This window comes from Lujinxingia vulgaris (assembly GCF_007997015.1).
Classification (GTDB): Bacteria; Myxococcota_A; Bradymonadia; order Bradymonadales; family Bradymonadaceae; genus Lujinxingia; species Lujinxingia vulgaris.
Map to the genome: position 1 here is coordinate 67,764 of NZ_VOSM01000011.1, position 17,492 is coordinate 85,255.

The 17,492-nt window shown below is 65.3% G+C and carries 14 protein-coding genes; 7 read left to right on the plus strand and 7 right to left on the minus strand.

Annotated elements, in window-relative coordinates:
- Positions 1 to 3 precede the first annotated feature (3 nt).
- From FRC98_RS17660 to rpmB, 3 genes are all read right to left on the minus strand, one after another.
- Complete coding sequence (locus FRC98_RS17660) at positions 4 to 942, minus strand: tetratricopeptide repeat protein (RefSeq protein ID WP_146982752.1); 939 nt, start codon at positions 940 to 942, stop codon at positions 4 to 6.
- Between the two features lies 1 nt (position 943).
- Positions 944 to 2,893 carry a GAF domain-containing protein gene (locus FRC98_RS17665; protein WP_230467742.1) on the minus strand — a complete coding sequence of 650 codons (1,950 nt, stop codon included), beginning with the start codon at positions 2,891 to 2,893 and terminating at the stop codon, positions 944 to 946.
- 263 nt (positions 2,894 to 3,156) lie between these two features.
- Positions 3,157 to 3,399, minus strand: coding sequence for a 50S ribosomal protein L28 (gene rpmB, locus FRC98_RS17670; protein ID WP_146973896.1), 243 nt, complete (start codon positions 3,397 to 3,399; stop codon positions 3,157 to 3,159).
- A 307-nt stretch (positions 3,400 to 3,706) separates the two neighbouring features.
- On the opposite strand from rpmB, the gene FRC98_RS17675 reads away from it, so the two are divergent.
- Complete coding sequence (locus FRC98_RS17675; protein ID WP_146982754.1) at positions 3,707 to 4,984, plus strand: FHA domain-containing protein; 1,278 nt, start codon at positions 3,707 to 3,709, stop codon at positions 4,982 to 4,984.
- A gap of 262 nt (positions 4,985 to 5,246) precedes the next feature.
- A complete protein-coding gene (locus FRC98_RS17680) occupies positions 5,247 to 5,552 on the plus strand; it encodes an HU family DNA-binding protein (protein ID WP_502260849.1) in 306 nt (101 codons plus the stop codon).
- Between the two features lie 100 nt (positions 5,553 to 5,652).
- Here FRC98_RS17680 and FRC98_RS17685 read toward each other — a convergent pair whose 3' ends face one another.
- On the minus strand, positions 5,653 to 6,219 hold the full coding sequence (locus tag FRC98_RS17685) for a radical SAM protein (protein ID WP_347342171.1): 567 nt from the start codon (positions 6,217 to 6,219) through the stop codon (positions 5,653 to 5,655).
- 354 nt (positions 6,220 to 6,573) lie between these two features.
- Positions 6,574 to 9,975 (minus strand): DUF7107 domain-containing protein, encoded by a 3,402-nt coding sequence (locus FRC98_RS17690; RefSeq protein ID WP_146982757.1) that lies wholly within the window; start codon positions 9,973 to 9,975, stop codon positions 6,574 to 6,576.
- Positions 9,976 to 10,315: 340 nt separating this feature from the next.
- Between FRC98_RS17690 and FRC98_RS21715 the strand changes: the two genes are divergently transcribed.
- The gene (locus FRC98_RS21715; protein WP_230467743.1) at positions 10,316 to 10,486 is read left to right on the plus strand and encodes a hypothetical protein; all 171 of its coding nucleotides are present in this window, start codon (positions 10,316 to 10,318) and stop codon (positions 10,484 to 10,486) included.
- A 41-nt stretch (positions 10,487 to 10,527) separates the two neighbouring features.
- Here the strand turns inward: FRC98_RS21715 and FRC98_RS17695 are convergent, their stop codons facing one another.
- Complete coding sequence (locus tag FRC98_RS17695; protein WP_230467744.1) at positions 10,528 to 11,121, minus strand: TetR/AcrR family transcriptional regulator; 594 nt, start codon at positions 11,119 to 11,121, stop codon at positions 10,528 to 10,530.
- Positions 11,122 to 11,524: 403 nt separating this feature from the next.
- On the opposite strand from FRC98_RS17695, the gene FRC98_RS17700 reads away from it, so the two are divergent.
- Complete coding sequence (locus FRC98_RS17700) at positions 11,525 to 13,990, plus strand: protein kinase domain-containing protein (RefSeq protein ID WP_146982759.1); 2,466 nt, start codon at positions 11,525 to 11,527, stop codon at positions 13,988 to 13,990.
- Positions 13,991 to 14,044: 54 nt separating this feature from the next.
- Here FRC98_RS17700 and murJ read toward each other — a convergent pair whose 3' ends face one another.
- Positions 14,045 to 15,649 carry a murein biosynthesis integral membrane protein MurJ gene (gene murJ / locus FRC98_RS17705; RefSeq protein WP_146982760.1) on the minus strand — a complete coding sequence of 535 codons (1,605 nt, stop codon included), beginning with the start codon at positions 15,647 to 15,649 and terminating at the stop codon, positions 14,045 to 14,047.
- Positions 15,650 to 15,769: 120 nt separating this feature from the next.
- Here murJ and thiS point away from each other — a divergent pair, with 120 nt between their 5' ends.
- From thiS to FRC98_RS17720, 3 genes are read left to right on the plus strand one after another with little or no spacing between them, the layout of a single operon-like run.
- Entirely contained in the window at positions 15,770 to 15,979 is a 210-nt protein-coding gene (thiS, locus tag FRC98_RS17710) for a sulfur carrier protein ThiS (RefSeq protein WP_146982761.1), read from the plus strand.
- A gap of 46 nt (positions 15,980 to 16,025) precedes the next feature.
- The gene (locus FRC98_RS17715; protein ID WP_146982762.1) at positions 16,026 to 16,823 is read left to right on the plus strand and encodes a thiazole synthase; all 798 of its coding nucleotides are present in this window, start codon (positions 16,026 to 16,028) and stop codon (positions 16,821 to 16,823) included.
- A 3-nt stretch (positions 16,824 to 16,826) separates the two neighbouring features.
- Positions 16,827 to 17,489 carry a thiamine phosphate synthase gene (locus tag FRC98_RS17720; protein ID WP_146982763.1) on the plus strand — a complete coding sequence of 221 codons (663 nt, stop codon included), beginning with the start codon at positions 16,827 to 16,829 and terminating at the stop codon, positions 17,487 to 17,489.
- Positions 17,490 to 17,492: the final 3 nt, after the last annotated feature.

Consider the following 17,492-nt stretch of genomic DNA (forward strand, 5'->3'; position numbering starts at 1 on the left):
CGCTCAGCGCTGCTCCTGCATCACCTGCAGGGCGGCGCGGGCGGCCAGCCGAACCTCGGTGGCCTCATCCTCAATGGCGACGCGCTGCAGGATGTTGCGCGCCTCATCGAGCTGCAGCTCACCCACGGTGATCGCCGCGGCGCGACGCACCTGAGGGTGAGGATCGTTGAGCGCCTCGATCAGCGCGCGGTAGCCGCGATCGTCATCCACAAACGAGAAGACGTCGACCAGGTAGAGGCGATCTTCGGGGGCGGTGGTGTGATCTTCGAGACGGTTGGCCAGCGTGTGCACCCGCTGCTCGTAGGTGTAGAGCAGCTCGCCGGCCTTCTCCTGGTTGCCCTGCTGGATGTGCAGCTCGGCAAGCTCCGTGAGCAAGAAGATATAGTCGGGCTGGGCCTTGAGCGCCTCTTCGTAGGTGGCGATGGCGTCTTCGGGGCGGTCGAGCTCGGCCATGGTGCGGGCCAGGACGAGCAGCACCTCGGGAAGATCGCTGACCCGCGCGCGAAGATCGTTGTAGAGATCCAGCGCGCGCTGGCGGCGGCCGGTCTCGCTGTAGATCTGCCCCAGCGCGATCGCCGCTGAGACGGTGTCGCCGGTGACGGGCTCCGACTCGGCGATCGCTTTGAATTGATCTTCGGCTTCAACCAGGCGGTTTTGCAAAAACGCCATCTTCGCCTGCATCAGCGCTTCCTGCTGCTCGGGCGTGCCGGGCGGAAGCGCTGCGGGGGCGCGTGTGGGGCTTTCTTCGCCGCTCTCCACCGCGTCTTCGGACGCCTCGGCGGCTTCGTCTGCGGCTGCGGCAGGCGGCGTTTTGGCGTCCGGTTTGGGGGCGCCGGGCACGGTCACCGGCGGGCTTTTGACGGGCTCGGAGGGCTCACACGCGCTGACGGCTGTGCAGAGCAGCAGCGCCAGCAGGGTGCGGGGGAGAGGTTGATGGCTCATCTCAACTCGGCTCTTCCGGGGGATGGATCGGGGTGCGGATCTCAAAGGTCGTGCCCTGGCCGGGGCTGCTCTCAAAGGTGATGGTGCCGCCGTGGTCGGAGACGATCTTTTTGACCACGGCCAGGCCAAGGCCCGTGCCGTCTTGCTTGCCCTGGGTGACAAAGGACTCAAAGAGGTGGTCGCGGATCTCCGGCGGGATGCCCTGGCCGGTGTCGCTAAAGCGCCAGATCACCTGGTCGTCTTTGCGGTCCACCCCGATGGTGAAGCGGCCGCCCTCGGGCATGGCGTCGGCGGCGTTTCGGGCCAGGTTGAGAATGGCGCGCTTGACCTTGACCACGTCGATGCGCACCTCCCCGCGGTACTTCAGATCGATCTCCAGCTCGATGTTGCGATCGCGAAGTTCGGCGTCGAGCAGCTCGCGGGTCTCGTCCATAAAGGCGTTCACAAAGATCTTTCTGAGCAGCATCCGGGAGTCGCCGCGGGCAAACTTTAAGAGCTCGCGCGTCATCTGGTTGAGCTGCTGGATCTGATGTTTGACCCGGCCGGCGTACTCCTGGCGTTCTTCGGCCTCATCGGTGTCGGCCATCAGCTGCACGTAGCCGCTGATCACCGAGAAGGGGGTCTTAAAGTCGTGGAGGATGCCTGAGATCATCTGCCCGATGCTCGCCAGGCGATGCTCTTTCTCCTGGGCCTCACGGTGGCGACGTGACGCCACGGTGCCGGCGATCTGGGAGGCGATCAGCGTGATGATTTTGACGTCATCGTCGGTAAAGCCCAGGCACTCCTGCTGGGGTAAGATCAGGTTAAAGACCTCCAGCGCCCCGATGCAGACCTCATCGTCGAAGAGGGGCACGGCGATGATGTTCTCCACATTCAGCCCGCTGGCCTCGCTGGTGGGGCCGGGCAGGTGCTGGCAGGCCTGGCTGTGGCAGACAAAGGGCTGACCGCTGGCGATGACCGCCTGGCCGATGGTGTTCTCGTCGGTGACCGCGCGGGTGTAGAAGTCCCACTTTCGCGACTGATCTTCGCTGCGATCGATGAGCACGTGCACCCGGTGGTAGCCCTCCTCGCGCAGGGTGAGCGCACAGGCCTTACCGTTGACCAGCTCCAGGGTCTCCTGGGTGATGGTCTGCACCAGGCTCTCCAGATCGCTGTGATGGCTGAGCTTGCTCTGGATGTTGTAGAGCAGATCGAGCTCGGCGAACTTATGCTCCAGGCGCTCCTTGGTGGTGAGGAGCTGGGCGTTTTTTTCGACGAGGGAGTGGTAGAGCTCGCTGTTCTCCAGCGCGATGGAGATCTGGCCGCCGATAGCGCTTAAGAGGTTCTCATCGTCTTCGGAGAAGTTGCCGCCGGCGCTGTTGAGCACCTGGACCACGGCGATGATCTCTCCCTCCATGTTGCGGATGGGCTGGCAGAGCATCGAGCGGGTCTGAAAGCCGGTGCGCGAGTCGACGTCGGAGTGAAAGCGGGGATCGTCGTAGGCGTCGCGGATGTTGATGCTCTGCCCGATCTGGGCCACCCAGCCGGCGATGCCCTGGCCGGGGTCGAGTACGATCTGGGTCTGGGAGCCCTGGGCGATCTTGCCGTAGAGCCGTCCGGTGCTCTGGTCGATGAGGTAGAGAGTGGAGCGCTCCGCACGCATCAGCTCGGTGAGCTGCTCCAGGGTGATCTCCAGAAACTCTTCGCGATCGAGGGTGGCGCCCAGCGAGCTGCTGATCTGCAAGAGTGAGCTGTAGCGGCGCTGCTGCTTCTGAAGCTGGCGGCGGAAGGCCAGCAAGAGCTCGATCTTCTCGCCCTCGCTGAGCAGGCGCAGACTCAGCTCGGTGAGCTGGCCGGGGTCGCGCAGGATCTCGGGGGCGTCGGGGGCCGCGGTGGGGATCGCAGCCAGCGCTCCGGTGATCTGGCGCACGCGCCGGGCGCGTTGCGGGGTCTTTAGCGACTTCTCAGACATCGCGAGGGCCTGCACTACGTCAACAAGAGGCGGTGGACCCGGCGGCCAGCGTCGCGCGTCTGCGCGTGTGCCGGGGGAGCGCGGCCGATCGCCGCGCTGCGCACCCTGTAGCCTAACACAGCGCCGGCGCCGGCGCGAAGCACCGCGATCACCGGGCATCGCGTTGAGGGCCGCTCGCGGGCATAAAAAAACCGCCGACCCTTGAAGGGGCGGCGGCTTTAAAAGCGCTTGAAGATCGCGAGAGGCTCGCGGCCGTCCAAGACTCAGGCGGTCACGTCTTTAAGCGTGAGGCCTTCGGACTTCAGGAAGGGAAGCAGGCCCTTCTTGGTGACCGTGCGAAGCGCGCGGGCCGAGAGGCGCACGCGGACCCAGCGATCTTCTTCGGGGATGTAAATACGCTTCTGCTGCAGGTTGGGCAGCTGGCGCATCTTGGTCTTGTTGTTCGCGTGGGAGACGCGGTTACCGACGAGCGGCTTCTTGCCGGTCAGTTTGCATTTGCGAGCCATGAGGATCTCCTATGAATCAACGGTCTCAGCGACGTGGTGTCGTGACTACAACTTCATTGAGCGTTTGGCCGGGCGCGATAAAGAGGGCGCGCTTCGGAGGCGGGAGACTGGCAGCGCTTAAGGATGATGTCAAGTCGATCGTCTGAAAAGCCCGATCGCCGCGTCGGAATAGGGCCTGTGATCGCCCTGGTTGACGCCCCGGTCATCCTTGAAAGGTTGGGGGGGCTCTTGTAGATTGCCGACGACCCAACCACGAGCAAGCCCACGCGAGGGAAGCTCGCGAAACATCGACCTCCGGAGGCAATCGGTGAGCGACCAGAAGTTGTCGTCGAAGTTGCAAGACGAACAGGCAGAGACGGCAGACGAGGAGCGCGCAGAGGGGCTGTCCTTTAAGCTGGGCGGACGCATTCGCGCGCCGCGCTCCAGCGGCCTCGATCTCCCCACGTACCAGCCCGAAGATGATGAGGCGGTCGCCGCGGTGGCCAAGCGTTTTCGCAGCGGCGCCGCTCTGCGCGGCGCGGCGCTCAAAGACGCGCCCACCCTCGACAGCGACGAGGCCTCGGCCGATGTCGACGCCGGTTTTCTGCTCGACGCGCTCGAAGCAAGCGCCGAGCCGGTGACCCTGGCGCCGCTCGAAGATCTCGGTGAAGTCTCGATCACGGGACGCGATCCAGGTCAGACCAGCGATAACCTGCCGATGGTCGATGTGGAGCCGCTCGAAGAGAGCCGGCGTCCGGTGGTCTGCCCCTCCTGCCATGCGGAAAACCCGGCCTCGATGAAGTTCTGCGTGGAGTGCGGCGGCGCGCTGGCCGCGCCCCAGAAGCCCGGTACCCATAAGGTGAGCCTGCGCGGCCGCGGCGCCGGAGCCCCGGCCCTGGTGGAGAAGCGTCGCGAGGCCCCGCCGGCCTCCGAGGCCGCCCACCAGAAGAACCCCTGGCCGATCCAGCTCATCTCGATCAATGAAGACGGCAGTGACGGCAGCGCCATCGCCCTGGAGTTCTTAGAGACGGCGGTGGGGCGAGAGGGCGATCAGCGTTTTCCGACCGACGCGTTCTTGAGCCCGCGTCATGCGCGCTTTCACGTGGTCGATGGCAAGCTCTTCATCGAAGATCTCTACAGCCTCAACGGCACCTTCATCAAACTTCGCGATGAGACCAAACTCACCGCCGGCGACACGATCTTGATGGGGCGGCAGGTGCTGCGTTTTGAGCGCTTTGAGCAGTCGATCACCCCCAAGACCAAGAGCAGCGACGGCACCCGCTACATGGGCAGCCCCGCTCCCGGGGGCACCTTCAAGATCCTGCAGATAGGCATCGGCGGTGTGATTCAGAACGTGTACTGCCTTCCCGAAGCCGGCGCGGTGCTGGGGCGAGAGAAGGGCGATATTGTGTTCCCCCACGATAAGTTCATGAGCGGTCGTCACGCCCAGATCTACGCCGGGGAGGATAACCACTGCTACCTGGTCGATCTGAACTCGTCGAACGGCACCTGGATCAAGATCTGGGAGAAGACGCGCCTGCGTCATCGCGACTACATCTTTATGGGTCAGCAGCTCTTCCGCGTGCATCAGGAGCAGCAGAGCTGATGTCGCCGGCTGGAGCGCTCCTATCGGGCGCTCTCCAGGGACTTTGAGATTTTGAGATGGTGAAGACGCCTCCCTTTTCGGGGAGGCGTTTTTCGTTGGAGCGCGCGTTTGCCCGTGTGTTCATCCTTAAGGGGTATCGCCGGTTGACATCGGGGGGGGGCTCGTGGCAGATCAACGCCGGTGTTGATAACTTGCCGTGGGAATTAAGGATTTTGCAGTTCGTAACGGGGCTGCGTGTTCTTTTTTACGCCCGCTGAACTGCATTCGGACGAGTAGTAGAATGACGAAGTCAGAACTCATTGAGATGGTCTCGCAACGCATCGATCTTCCCAAAAACCACGCTGAAGAGATCGTCAACGCGGTCTTTGACGCGATGAGCGACGCGCTGATGGACGACGAGCGCATTGAGGTACGCGGGTTTGGGAGCTTCTCGATCCGCAACTACCGCGCGCGCAAAGGGCGCAACCCGCGCACCGGCGATGAGGTGCAGGTGGCGGCCAAGAAGTCGGTGCACTTCAAGGTGGGCAAAGAGCTGCGCGAGCGCGTCGATACGCTTGAAGGCGCCTGAGCCCGACCGATCATTGTAAGGGGGAGACGAAAAAAGCCGGCGCTCTTAGAGAGCGGCCGGCTTTTGTGCGTCTTCTGTGCGGGGCGCCGGGGGCCCGGCGTTATTCGACGTCGAGGAACTTGTGGATCTGCAGGCCCAGGCGGATCGACTTGCCGCTCTCCAAAATCCAGTTGGCCAGCTCGTGGCCGGAGAGCTCTCCGTGGACTGGCGAGAAGATGATCTGGGCGCGATCGAGGAGCTGATGCTCCTCAATGGTGGCGATGGCCCAGTCGAAGTCTTCGCGGTTGAGCAGCACGAACTTCACCTCATCGGTGGGCTTGAGGTGTTCGATGTTGGCAAAGAGGTTTTTGTCGACCTCGCCACTGCCCGGCGCCTTGAGATCCATGATGATGTGCACGCGCTCGTCGATGGGGGCGATGTCGAGCGAGCCGGAGGTCTCAATGAGGACGGTGTAGCCCAGGTCGCACAGCCGGCTCATCAGGGTGTGCACCGGGCGCTGGAGCAGGGGCTCGCCACCGGTGATCTCGACGACTTTGCAGCCGATCGCATCGAGGCGGCTGATGATGTCGTCGATCTCGGTGCGCTCGCCACCTTTGAAGGAGTAGGTGGTGTCGCACCAGGTGCAGCGCAGGTTGCAGCGCGAGAGGCGCACAAAGGTGCACGGCATGCCGGCGAAGCTGGACTCACCCTGGATGCTGAAAAAGATCTCGGTGAGGCGCAGCCAGCTGCGCTCTTCGCGTTCGGGGGTGCCGCGCTCCTGGGCGATGTCGGCGGCGCGCTGGGCGGGCGTGGTCAGAGACATGGGAAAACCTGCAAGGGGGTCGGGCAAGAGGCGGGGGCCTGAGACGCACAGACGCGTGTAGAAGGCGCAGGGCGCAGGCGATCTTCCCGCCCGAGAGGTTAGCGCTCGTGGCGGGGGCCGGCCTCACGGTGAGGCGGGCTGAGCCTGCCCCCATAGTACAGGGGCAGGCCCGGGCGCAACGCTACGCGGTGTTCGAGGGTGGTTGGTGCGGCGAGTCGCTTAAGGTGCGGCGAGCTCGCACTGGTTGTTCTGGCAGACCTCGGGGAAGGTGCAGTCCTGGTTGGAGTTGCACTCGGTGCCGCCCAGGCAGACCCCGCCGATGCAGAGCTCGCCGGGGTCGCATTCGGCGTTGATGCGGCAGGCCTGGGGCGGGGAGGTGTCTTCGCAGACGCCGAAGTTGCATTCGGTGCCGGCGGCGCAGTCGGAGTCGCGGTTGCATTCGGAGGGCGGGAAGCTGAAGCAGGCGCCGGCGTAGCAGACCTGGCCGAGCGGGCACTGGCCATCGTCTTCGCAGCCGCCGGGGTTCTGGCAGACGAAGTTGATGCAGCTGGTGGGGGCGGGGCAGTCCGCGTTGGCTTCGCAGGAGGGCTCGGAGGTGCAGCGGTTGGCCACACAGAGCGCGCCGCTGGAGCAGTCCTCGTTGCTCTGGCAGGCGAAGGGCTGGCAGTAGCCGGCGTCGCAACGCTCACTGTCGGCGCAGTCGGCGTCGGCGGCGCAGGTGGTGGCCACGCGGCACAGACCCTCGATGCACTCGGTGCCGGCGGCGCAGTCGGCGGTGACCTGGCAGCTGCGCACCAGACGGCAGGTGTCACCGATGCAGGTCTGACCCTGGGGGCAGTCGTTGCTTGTGGCGCAGGTGGTCTCGGCGATGCATCGGCCGCTGAACGCGTCGCAGATTTGGTCTGCGGCGCATTCGCTGTCGCGGCGGCAGGGCGGGGCGGTCTGGCAGGAGCCACGCACGCACTCGCGACCATCCTCACAGTCGGTGTCTTCGACACATTCAGGCACCGGGTCGACGCACACGCCCTGCTCGCAGGTTTGATTGTCTGCGCACTGGTCGTCGGTGGAGCACTCCGAGACGATCGGTCGGCAGTTGCCGCCGCGGCACTCAAAGCCGTCGGGGCAGTCGGTGTCCAGACTGCACTGAGGCGGGTTGGGCACGCACTGGCCGTCGGCGCCGCAGGCTTGTCCGGGGCCGCAGTCGCCATCGGCGTTGCACTCTACAGCCACACAGCTCTCGTCGATGCATTGCGATCCGGCCGGGCACTGATCGTCGCGCAGGCATTCGCGCACCTGCTGGCACTGGTAGTTGAGGCAGCGCTCGGTGGCCGAGCAGTCGCGGTCGCTGGTACACTCGGGACGCGGCGCGCAGATGCCGAACTCGCAGATCTGGTCGTTTCGGCAGTCGCTGTCACCGCTGCACTCCGGCGGGGGGAGCGGCAGGCAGATGCCGGCCACACAGCTGGTTCCCGGGAAGCACTCGGCGTCGGACTGGCAGCCGCCGGGATCTTCGCAGACGTTGTTGATGCACTGCAGGTTGGGAAGGGGGCAGTCCGCATCGCTGGTGCAGGCCAGGGGCGGCACGCAGCGCTGGGAGAGGCATTGCCAGGAGGGCGGGCATTGATCGTCGCCCTGGCAGCGGGTGGCCACGCAGTTGCCCAGGTCGCAGCGCTCGCCAGTCTCACAGTCGCTGTCGGCGCTGCACTCGGGGCGAGGCTGGCAGAAGAAGCCGTTGCAGATGGTGCCGGCCGGGCAGTCGCGGTCGACGGTGCATTCGCGAAGATCGACGCAGCGATCATCGAGGCAGGTGAAACCCTCGGCGCAGTCGTTGGAGCTTGTGCACTCAACGGCGGGCTGGCACTGGCGGGTCAGCGACTCGCATTCTTCGCCCGGGGGGCAGTCCGAATCGCGGCGGCATTGATCCGGCGTGGTGCAGAAGTTGTCTTCGCAGACCTCGCCATCGCGGCAGTCGCCATCGACCTGGCAGTCGCCCTGGGGCAGGCACTGGCCGCTCTGGCAGAACTCGTCGGCGCGACAGTCGGCGTCGGTGCTGCATTCGTTGGGGTTGGTGCAGGTGCCGTCGATGCAGGCTTCGCCGGCGGGGCAGTCGGTGTCGACGACGCAGCCATCGACGGGCACGCAGTCGCCACGCTCGCACACGGTGCCCGGCTCACACGAGATCGCCTGGCAGGGATCGGTAAACTCACAGCGGAAGTCGATGCACTGCTCGTCGCGGCGGCAGTCGGTGTCGGCGCGGCAGTCACCCACGAAGTAGCAGTCGCCGCTGAGGCAGATCTCGGCCTGGCCGCAGTCGCTATCCGCCTGGCAGCCCTGGGTGGTCACGCACTGGCCGGCGCGGCAGATCTCGGTGGGCAGGCAGTCCTGATCGCTCTGGCATTGCGGCCCGCCGAAGCATTGGCCGTCGATGCAGCTCTGACCCAGCCCGCAGTCGAAGTCGTCAAAACACTCCGGGGGGCGCGCCTGGCAGATATTGTCGACGCAGACCTCGCCAGCGCCGCAGTCGGCGTTGGTGCGGCACTCCAACTCCACCGGCTGGCAGATGCCTTCCTGGCAGGACTGGTTGTCGGGGCACTCATCGTCGCCCTGGCAGGGGATGAACACACACGAGCCCTCGACGCACTGGCCGCCCGGGCCGCATTGCTCGTCGGTCTGGCATTGGGGGGCCACGCAGGTGGCGTCCTGGCAGACCTGGCCGAAGGCGCATTCGTCATCGCGAAGGCACTCGCCAGCAAAGACGCAGAACTGGTCGATGCAGTCGAAGTTCGACGGGCAGTCTTCGTTGATCTGGCACTCGCCATCGATGGGCAGGCACATCTGGTCGAGGCAGATGGCGTTGGGGCCGCAGTCGTCGTCGAACTCGCACTCTGGCGGCAGCACCTGGCAGCTGCCATCAAGGCAGACAGCGCTGCCGGGGCAGTCCTGGTCGATGCGGCACTCGGGGGCGGGGACGCAGAGGTTATCCACGCATTGTTCGCCGGGCTCGCATTGCTCATCGATGGTGCAGTCGAGCTGCGGAACGACGCATCGGGTATCCACACAGATCTGGCCGTTCTCGCACTGGTCGTCGCTCTGGCAGCCGGGCTCTTCGACGCACTGGCAGGCATCATCGCAGGTGAAGGTCTGGGGGCAGTCGGCGTCTTCGGCGCACTCACACGTCACCGAGCAAAAACCATCGACGCAGAGCTCGCCCTCTTCACAGTCGGCGTTTTCCTGGCACTCGGGCAGGCAGTCGCCGTCGACGCAGCGCTCACCCGGCTGGCAATCCTCGGCGCTCTCGCAGACCGGGGCGTCATCAACACAGCTGCCCTCCTGGCAGATCTGGCCCTCGGCGCACTCGGCATCCTCGGTGCACTGGGGAGCCGGGGCGCAGAAGCCGCCACGGCAGATCGCCTGCTCGGGGCAGTCGGCTTCACTCTCGCAGCGCAGGGGCTCGGAGCAGACCGCGCCCAGACATTGCGAGCCGGTGGGGCACTCGCTGTCAGCCTCACAGCGATCCATAAGCACGGTGCGGCCGCAGCTGCTGAGCACCAGCGCCCACACTGCGAAGAGGGTGGCGAAGATGAGCTGGCGAGCGGGCGAACGCATGGAGGGAGCTTTCATGACGTATCCAGAAAAAATGCTTTATCGGGGCTCACCGCGAGCCTCCGGCCGGGAGGTCGGAATAAAGCGGTGGGGCGCACATGACATAGACTTCGCAGATGTAGCACAGCGACACACACGCGGCAAATTCGCCTGCTGCGGCGCATGGTCGCGGGCGCGGAATGGGGATTGCCAGCGTGGCGGCGTTATATTAGACCATTCGCCACGCTGTGCGGCCCTGCGCGAGCGTGTATGCGATGGGGCCGATGATGACTAAAGCGACGTGGGTGTGCGGGCCTTATCCGACACCCGGAATTGCCCCGGAGCGGGTGACGTCCACAGACTCAGGTAAGCCTTCGTTATGGCGAAAGAAATTACGCAGGGATTGATCTTCGGCTTTTTGGCGGTGGTGCTTGTGGCCTTTCTGGGCACCCGCGTGGGCTTTGGCTGCACGCATTACGAGCCCAGCGGTGTGGGTGAAGAAGGCGCGGCGGTCGAGGGCGAAGCCGCCCCGGCTGAAGCGGCCGAATAAGTCGGTCTTGCCGGACTGCCCCCGGGGCTTTTTTGCGCGCTTTAGCGCGGGGCAAGTCCGTTGCCGATCAGGGCGAAGGTCGCCTCGACCAGGCGATCGCGGTCGGGCTCATAGCCCACCGCGTAGGCGGCCTGCACCCCGTCGACCAGCGACTTGAGGGCGATAGCCGTGGCGCGCGCGTCGATCTGGCGCAGGTGCCCGTCGGCGATCGCCCGCTCCAGGATCGCGGTGAGGCGATCGATGTAAGCCTCCTGCAGCTCCAGCAGCATCTGGCGGATCGGCTCATCGCGCAGCGACATCTCTGCGGCGATCAGCATAAAGCGCGGCATTGTGGCGTCGGCGGCGAAGGCTTCGACGAAGTGGTCGCCCAGGCGCAGGAGCTGCGCCAGAAGATCGCCCTCCTCATCGACAACCTGATCCATAAACGCGGTGGCGCGGTCGAACTCCGCCTGTACCAGCGCCCGGAAGATCTCGCGCTTGGAGGGGAAGTGAAAATAAACCCCTCCCTTAGAGAGCTTTGCGGCGCGGGCGATGTCGTCCATTTTGGTGGCGAAGTAGCCCCGCTCCAGAAAGCAGGTGCGGGCGGCCGCCAGGATCTGGTCGGCGCGTTCGTCGGGGCTTTTGTGTTTGGTCACGCTCCGGCTCCTCATTAGGGCACTGCGGCGGGGGCGCCCGGGGTGAGCGCGGCTTTCTTTTATGCGCCGCGAGGCCCCCGGCGCAACCTCCACGTGTGCGAAAACCATGGTGAGGTCATCGGCCAGGTGCAGGCGTAAACCCGGCTGGCTTGAGCCGGAAAGTCTGTGTTAAGCTTCGGCGGTCAAAACGACGCGATCCTCACATCCGATGCCAGCCCGGGGCGAGTCTTGCCTCTGTCGGTCAGGCGCAACGTTTCACCCGAAGAGATGTCAGTGAGTCAGCGGACCGAGACGACGACCGATTCTGCCGATTCCCGGGGTCATGACGTCGACCATCAAGCGTGTTTGTACCCGGCCGGCTGTGCCGGTGAGCGATTCGATCTTGAGCGCGTAGGCAACATCTGTGGCTGAGAGCAACCGCGAGTGGACAAAGTTCGGGCGCTACGCCCTCCTGCAGAAGATCGGCGCGGGGGGCATGGCCGAGATCTATCGCGCCAAAACCTTCGGGGCGGCGGGCTTTGAGAAAGAGTTCGCCATCAAGCTGATCTTGCCCAGCCTGGTCGACGACACCGAGTTCGTCGAGATGTTCATCAACGAGGCCAAGATCGCGGTGAGCCTCTACCACGCCAATGTGGTGCAGGTCTTCGACCTGGGTGAGCTCGACAACCAGTACTACATCGCCATGGAGTTTGTGCATGGCAAGGATCTGCTCGATGTGCTGGCGCGCTGCGCCGAGCTCAACATCAAGATCCCGCTCAACCTGGTGCTTTTTATCGCCATGGAGATGCTCAAGGGGCTGGATTTTGCCCACCGCGCCAAAGATCCCTACGGCGACGATCTCAACATCATCCACCGCGATGTCAGCCCCTCCAACATCCTGATCAGCTACGCCGGCGACGTGAAAGTCGGCGACTTCGGGGTGGCCAAGGCCGCCATCCAGCGCAACCTCACCGAGAGCGGCACGCTCAAGGGTAAGGTCGGCTACATGAGCCCCGAGCAGGTGATGGGCGAGGAGATCGACTCGCGCAGCGACATCTTCTCGGCCTGCATCGTGTTTGTGGAGGCGCTGAGCATGAACCGCCTCTTTGTGGGCAGCTCCGACCTCGACGTGATGCTTAAGGTGCGCGACGCCGATGTGGAGGCGAGTCTGGAGAAGATGGGGCCCTTGCCCTCGGATCTGGTGCAGATCATTCGCACCGGTCTGGCGCGCCACCGCGAGGATCGCTACCAGAGCGCCGGGGAGTTCTATCAGGCGCTGATGGACTTTTGTTTTCAGCACAGCATCAAGGTCAGCGGCAACGATCTCTCCAACTTGATGCGCCGGCTCTTTGCCCGGGAGATCGAGGAGGAGAAGAGCCAGCGTCGCAGCGAGCCCGGGGGGCTTGCCGCCCAACGACTTTTTGAAGAGAGCGTGCCTAAAGAGGCGCCGGCTGCGGCGGCCTCCGAGGTGGAGTTTACGCCGGAGCAGAAGTCCGACAAGTCGGAGCTTATGGCGATGGGGGACACCGCCGCGGTGCGCGATCCGCAAAATACCGGGCGTATGCCGGCGCGGGAGCTCGCCGGGCAGGTCGCGCGGAGTAAGGAGCCCGACGCGCCGGCTGAAGAGGAGGGGGACGAGCGGCGTTATCGCTACCGCGACGGCAGCGGGCTTGTGTTCGGGCCGATGGGGCCACAGACGCTGGTCGATCTTTTGCGTGTGCGACGGCCTCGCGCCGACGATCGCGTCGCGGTGGGCGACGGGCCCTGGGTCAAGCTCGATGAAGTCAGTGAGATCGAGGTTCCCACCGGCCGCGCCACCGCGCGGCGCGCGCGCCCGGTGGCGGTGGAAGCCACGCTCGATGCCGCCACCCGCGGCGGTGATACCGACGTGATGCGCGATGTGCGCCGCGCGGTCGGGGCGATGGAAGAGGAGAGCGCCGCAGCCGGTGATACCGACGTGATGCTCGATGAGCGCGACTCGCTGGCCGCCGGCAGCACCGATGTGGCCGATATGAGCCCGCCTTCGGCAGCTGAAGCGGAGCTGGGCGCCCAGTCCTCGCCGGTCTCGCAGTCGCCCCCCTCCATGGGGCTGACGATGACCGAGGGCGCGCTCGGGTCGACCTTCCAGGAACTCAAGAATCTTTATGCGAGCTACGAGGGCGAGCTGGCGGAGGTGTCTTTTGCGCGCATCCTGGGGAGGCTGCACCGGGCCGGGGAGACGGGGCGGCTTTTTGTGACGAACGGGCAGGTGGAGAAGTCGATCTTCATTCGCAGCGGGGAGCCCATTTATGTGGACTCCAACCGCCGCGAAGAGCTGCTCGGGCATTTTTTACGCACGCGCGACCTCATTACCGAGGCGCAGCTGCAGGAAGGCCTTGCGCGCCTCAATGAGTGGGGCGGGCGCCTGGGAGATGCGCTGGTGGCCATCGGCGCGATCCCGGCGCACGCGATCTTCACCCACCTCTCCAGTCAGATGCGCGAGAAGTTGCTGGAGATCTTCACCTGGCCCGAGGGCTACTACGGCTATTACGAGAACCAGGAGCCCGACACCCAGGGCTACTCGCTGGGGCTGGATACCTACGAGATGATCGTGGAGGGCTGCCGTGAGCAGGTGCCGCTGGCGCGCATCAAAGAGCTCTATCGCAACCGCAACTTCGTGAGCATCTACCTCAATGAGCCGGCGCCCTTCAGCGTGGACCGGCTGCGCTTGAGGGCGAACGAGCTGCGCGTGCTCAACCAGCTCAGCGCTGGTGATAACCTGCGCGCGCTCCTGGCGAAGTTCACGCCAGACCAGCATGAGAAGGTCTATCGCACGGTGTATCTGCTGCACCAGGTGGAGATTCTTGTCTTTGAGGTCACCGAGCGCGTCGACCTGCCGAAGGTGGACTGAGGCGCCGGGAGCTCAGGTGTTGCTTCAGGGGTTTTGTATAATGAAATCAGGGGGTTAGCGCGATCGTTTGAGGCGGCGTTTGACGCGGTCGAGGATCACGTTGAGCTCGGGCGGGGAGAGGAGCCAGGCGCTTAAACCCAGCGCGGCGAAAAAGGCCGTGCCCATGGTGGCGAGCATCGCGGCCAGGCCCCCGAAGGAAAGATCGGCGGCCGGAGTGTCCCAGAGGCGAAAGACCCCGTAGGCGGCTGCGGCTGCCCACGCGCCGTGCAGCGCGCCGCGCAGTGTGCCGCGCACAATCGGGCCCAGGGGAAGATGCCCCACCTTCCAGCGGTAGTAGCCGATGGTCACAAGGGCGTTGAGGGTCATCCCGGCGCTGGTCGCCATCGCCAGGCCGCGCACGCCGAAGGCCTCGCCGAAGATCGCATAGAGGGGCGCGGCCAGGGCCACGGTGACCGTGCCCAGGATCATGGGGGTGAGCGTGTTTTTGCGCGCGTAGTAGCCGCGTACCGCCAGGGTCTGCACCGCCCAGGCCCACAGCCCGCAGGCAAAGACCACCAGCAGGCCGGCCATCGTGTCGGCGTCGGAGGCCGAGAACTGCCCGTGGCGGAAGATCGCGTGCACCAGGGGGTAACTCGCCACGATGAGCCCGGCCGCGCCGACCATCGCCAGAAAACCCACCCGCTGCAGGCTGCGCGAGAGCATCTGCCCCATCTCTTCTTCTTCGCCCTGGTGGAAAAGACGCGTGAGGAAGGGCAGTGCGGCCTGGCCGGCGGCCTGACCGATGATAGCGAAGATCACCATCATCAGCTTACGCGCGTTGGCCAGCCAGGTGATGGCCCCGTCGCCCTGCAGGGAGCCAAAATACTTGAGGAACCACTCGTCGACGGTCACGAGACTCACGCCCACCATCAGCGGGAGCGTCAGCAGCAAGAATGCGCGAAAGTCGGGGTCGAAGGGGGCAAAACGGGCCTTAAACTTCACCTCGTTTCGGGCGGCCCACATCGGTACGGCCAGCGGTCCGAGCTGGGCGCCGATGACCACGCCGATGGCAAAGCCCTTGATGCCAAACCAGGGGTCGAGCAGCACCCCGCCGCCGATGATGCAGAGGTTGTAGATCAATGGCGAGATGGCGCTGGGCCAGAAGATCTCGCGCACAAAGAGCGATCCCTGGATCAGCCCGCCGATATAAAAGGCCATCGGCGCGAGCAGCACGATGCGGGTCATGCTGACGGCAAGATCGAGCTGCTGCGGATCGTTGAACCCCGGGTTGAGCAGGGGAACAATCTGCGGGGCGAACACGTAGCCGATGGCGATGAAGACGGCCAGCACCGAGCCCATGGTCGTGGCGATGGTGGAGAAGAGTCGCCAGGCGCCCTCCTCGTCATCGGAGGCGACATAGGCGGAGAAGAGGGGTATGAAGGTGATGGAGAGCGTGCCCCCGGCCAGCACGTAGTTCATCATGTCGGGCATGGTGAACGCGGCCTGGTAGGCGTCGGTCGTGGCGCTGGCGCCGTGGGTGTAGACGATGACCGCTTCGCGCAGAAAACCCAGGATGCGGCTCAAGAAGGTGCTCACCGCCAGGATCAAGGCGGCGATGCCCATGCGCCGGCCGATGGAGCGGGCGGGTTTTTGAGGTTTTTCAGAAGTCTCAGAGCTCATGGTGCCCGGGGTGCGCGGGAGCAACGTTGAGTGATGTGTGTAGCGCGCGTTAGGGCGCGCGCGAAGTTTTTAGGTGGCTGGCGGCGTCGGGTCGCCGGCTAAGAGCGGAGGATGGAGGCGATGGAGATTCGGGTCAACGGCAAGGTGGAGAACATCGAGGTCGAGGGAAGCCTCTCGGTGGAGGCGTTGCTCTCGGAGCTGGGTGTGGAAGCCGCCCGGGGGGTGGCGGTGGCGGTGGGCGATCAGGTCGTGCCCCGCAGCCGCTGGAGCGAGCCGGTGATCGAGGCGGGGAACAGCGTGGAGATCATTCGCGCCACCCAGGGCGGTTGAGCGAAAGTAAGCGTTAAGAACGTCGAAGTTGAGCGAGGAGACGAGAATGAGTGAGTCGGAAGTGTCGAGCTGGAAGGTTGGCCCCTACACCTTTGAGAGTCGCCTGCTGGTGGGCACGGCCCGCTATGCGAATTATCAGGTGATGCTCGACGCGCTGGAGGCCAGCGGCACCGAGCTTGTGACCGTGGGCATCCGCCGTCTGGATATTGAGGCGTCGCGGGAGGCGGGGATCTTAGAGATCTTGATGGAGCGCTACACGCTTCTGCCCAACACCGCCGGCTGCTACACCGCGCGCGACGCCGTGCTCACCGCGCAGTTGGCGCGCGAGGCGCTGGAGACGGATCTGATCAAGCTGGAGGTGATCGCCGACGACCAGACGCTTTTGCCCGACAGCGAAGAGCTCTTGAAGGCCGCGCGCACGCTGGTCGAAGACGGCTTTGTGGTCATGGCGTACACCAACGATGATCCGGTGCTGGCCCGCAAACTTCAGGACATCGGCTGCGCGGCGGTCATGCCCTTAGGATCGCCCATCGGCAGTGGGATGGGGATTCGCAACCCCTATAACTTCCAGATCATCCGGGAGTTTATGGAGGTGCCGATGCTGGTGGACGCCGGCGTGGGGACGGCCTCGGACGCGGCGCTGGCGATGGAGCTGGGCTGCGACGGGGTGCTGTTGAACAGCGCGATCAGCGGGGCGGAGAAGCCGGTGATGATGGCTAAAGCCTTTCGCGACGCGGTGCGCGCGGGGCGCTGGGCCTATGAGGCCGGGCGGATTCCGCGGCGTTTTTACGCGCAGGCCTCCACGCCGCTGGAGGGCGTGGTGGGCTCGGAGCCGACGAGTTAATCGATGGCGCGCCACCTACCCTCGCGGCTTTATGCGATCGCCGACGTGAGCTTCTGCGCTGCCAGGGGCCTGAGTCTGGAGGAGGTCGCGGCCCGCGCGATCGCCGGGGGCGTCTCGATGCTCTCGGTGCGGGTGGGCGAGGCGCTTGTGGGTCGGGATGCGCGGGGGCGCGAGGCGTTGTGGGGAGAGGTTCAAAAGGTGGTGGAGCAGGGGCGGCAGGCCGGCGCGACGGTGTTGTTGCACGCCCATATCGAGCGCGCAGCGAGCATGGGTTGCGGGGGCGTGCACCTCAAAGCCAGGCAGGCTGGCGAGGTGGCCGGGGTGCGGGCGCGGTTGGGTGAGGAGGCGCTGGTGGGGGTGTCGTGCCATAACGCCGAGGAGCTTCGCGCGGCGGAGGAGGTCGGGGCGGACTTTGTGACGCTGAGCCCGATCTTCGCGAGTGTGTCCAAGCCCGGGTATGGCGGGGAGGTGGGCCTTAAGCGGTGGGCGAGGCTTGTGGCGGCGAGTCGCGTGCCGGTGTACGCGCTGGGCGGAGTGCGGCCGGAGCATGTGGCGGATTGCCTGGCCGCGGGGTTCTGGGGCGTGGCGGTGGTGGGGGGCCTCTTCGGCGCCGAAGATGTTGAGGGTGCGGCGCGCAACTACGTTCAGTCGGTGAACGCGGCGTGAGGG

Excerpts from the sequence above, each read along its gene's own strand:
- FRC98_RS17685 (WP_347342171.1), bottom strand. The coding sequence starts at position 6,219 with ATGCCGTGCACCTTTGTGCGCCTCTCGCGCTGCAACCTGCGCTGCACC.
- rpmB (WP_146973896.1), bottom strand. The coding sequence starts at position 3,399 with ATGGCTCGCAAATGCAAACTGACCGGCAAGAAGCCGCTCGTCGGTAAC.
- FRC98_RS17715 (WP_146982762.1), top strand. The coding sequence starts at position 16,026 with ATGAGTGAGTCGGAAGTGTCGAGCTGGAAGGTTGGCCCCTACACCTTT.
- FRC98_RS21715 (WP_230467743.1), top strand. The coding sequence starts at position 10,316 with ATGGCGAAAGAAATTACGCAGGGATTGATCTTCGGCTTTTTGGCGGTG.
- FRC98_RS17690 (WP_146982757.1), bottom strand. The coding sequence starts at position 9,975 with ATGAAAGCTCCCTCCATGCGTTCGCCCGCTCGCCAGCTCATCTTCGCC.
- FRC98_RS17660 (WP_146982752.1), bottom strand. The coding sequence starts at position 942 with ATGAGCCATCAACCTCTCCCCCGCACCCTGCTGGCGCTGCTGCTCTGC.
- murJ (WP_146982760.1), bottom strand. The coding sequence starts at position 15,649 with ATGAGCTCTGAGACTTCTGAAAAACCTCAAAAACCCGCCCGCTCCATC.
- FRC98_RS17720 (WP_146982763.1), top strand. The coding sequence starts at position 16,827 with ATGGCGCGCCACCTACCCTCGCGGCTTTATGCGATCGCCGACGTGAGC.
- FRC98_RS17665 (WP_230467742.1), bottom strand. The coding sequence starts at position 2,893 with ATGTCTGAGAAGTCGCTAAAGACCCCGCAACGCGCCCGGCGCGTGCGC.
- thiS (WP_146982761.1), top strand. The coding sequence starts at position 15,770 with ATGGAGATTCGGGTCAACGGCAAGGTGGAGAACATCGAGGTCGAGGGA.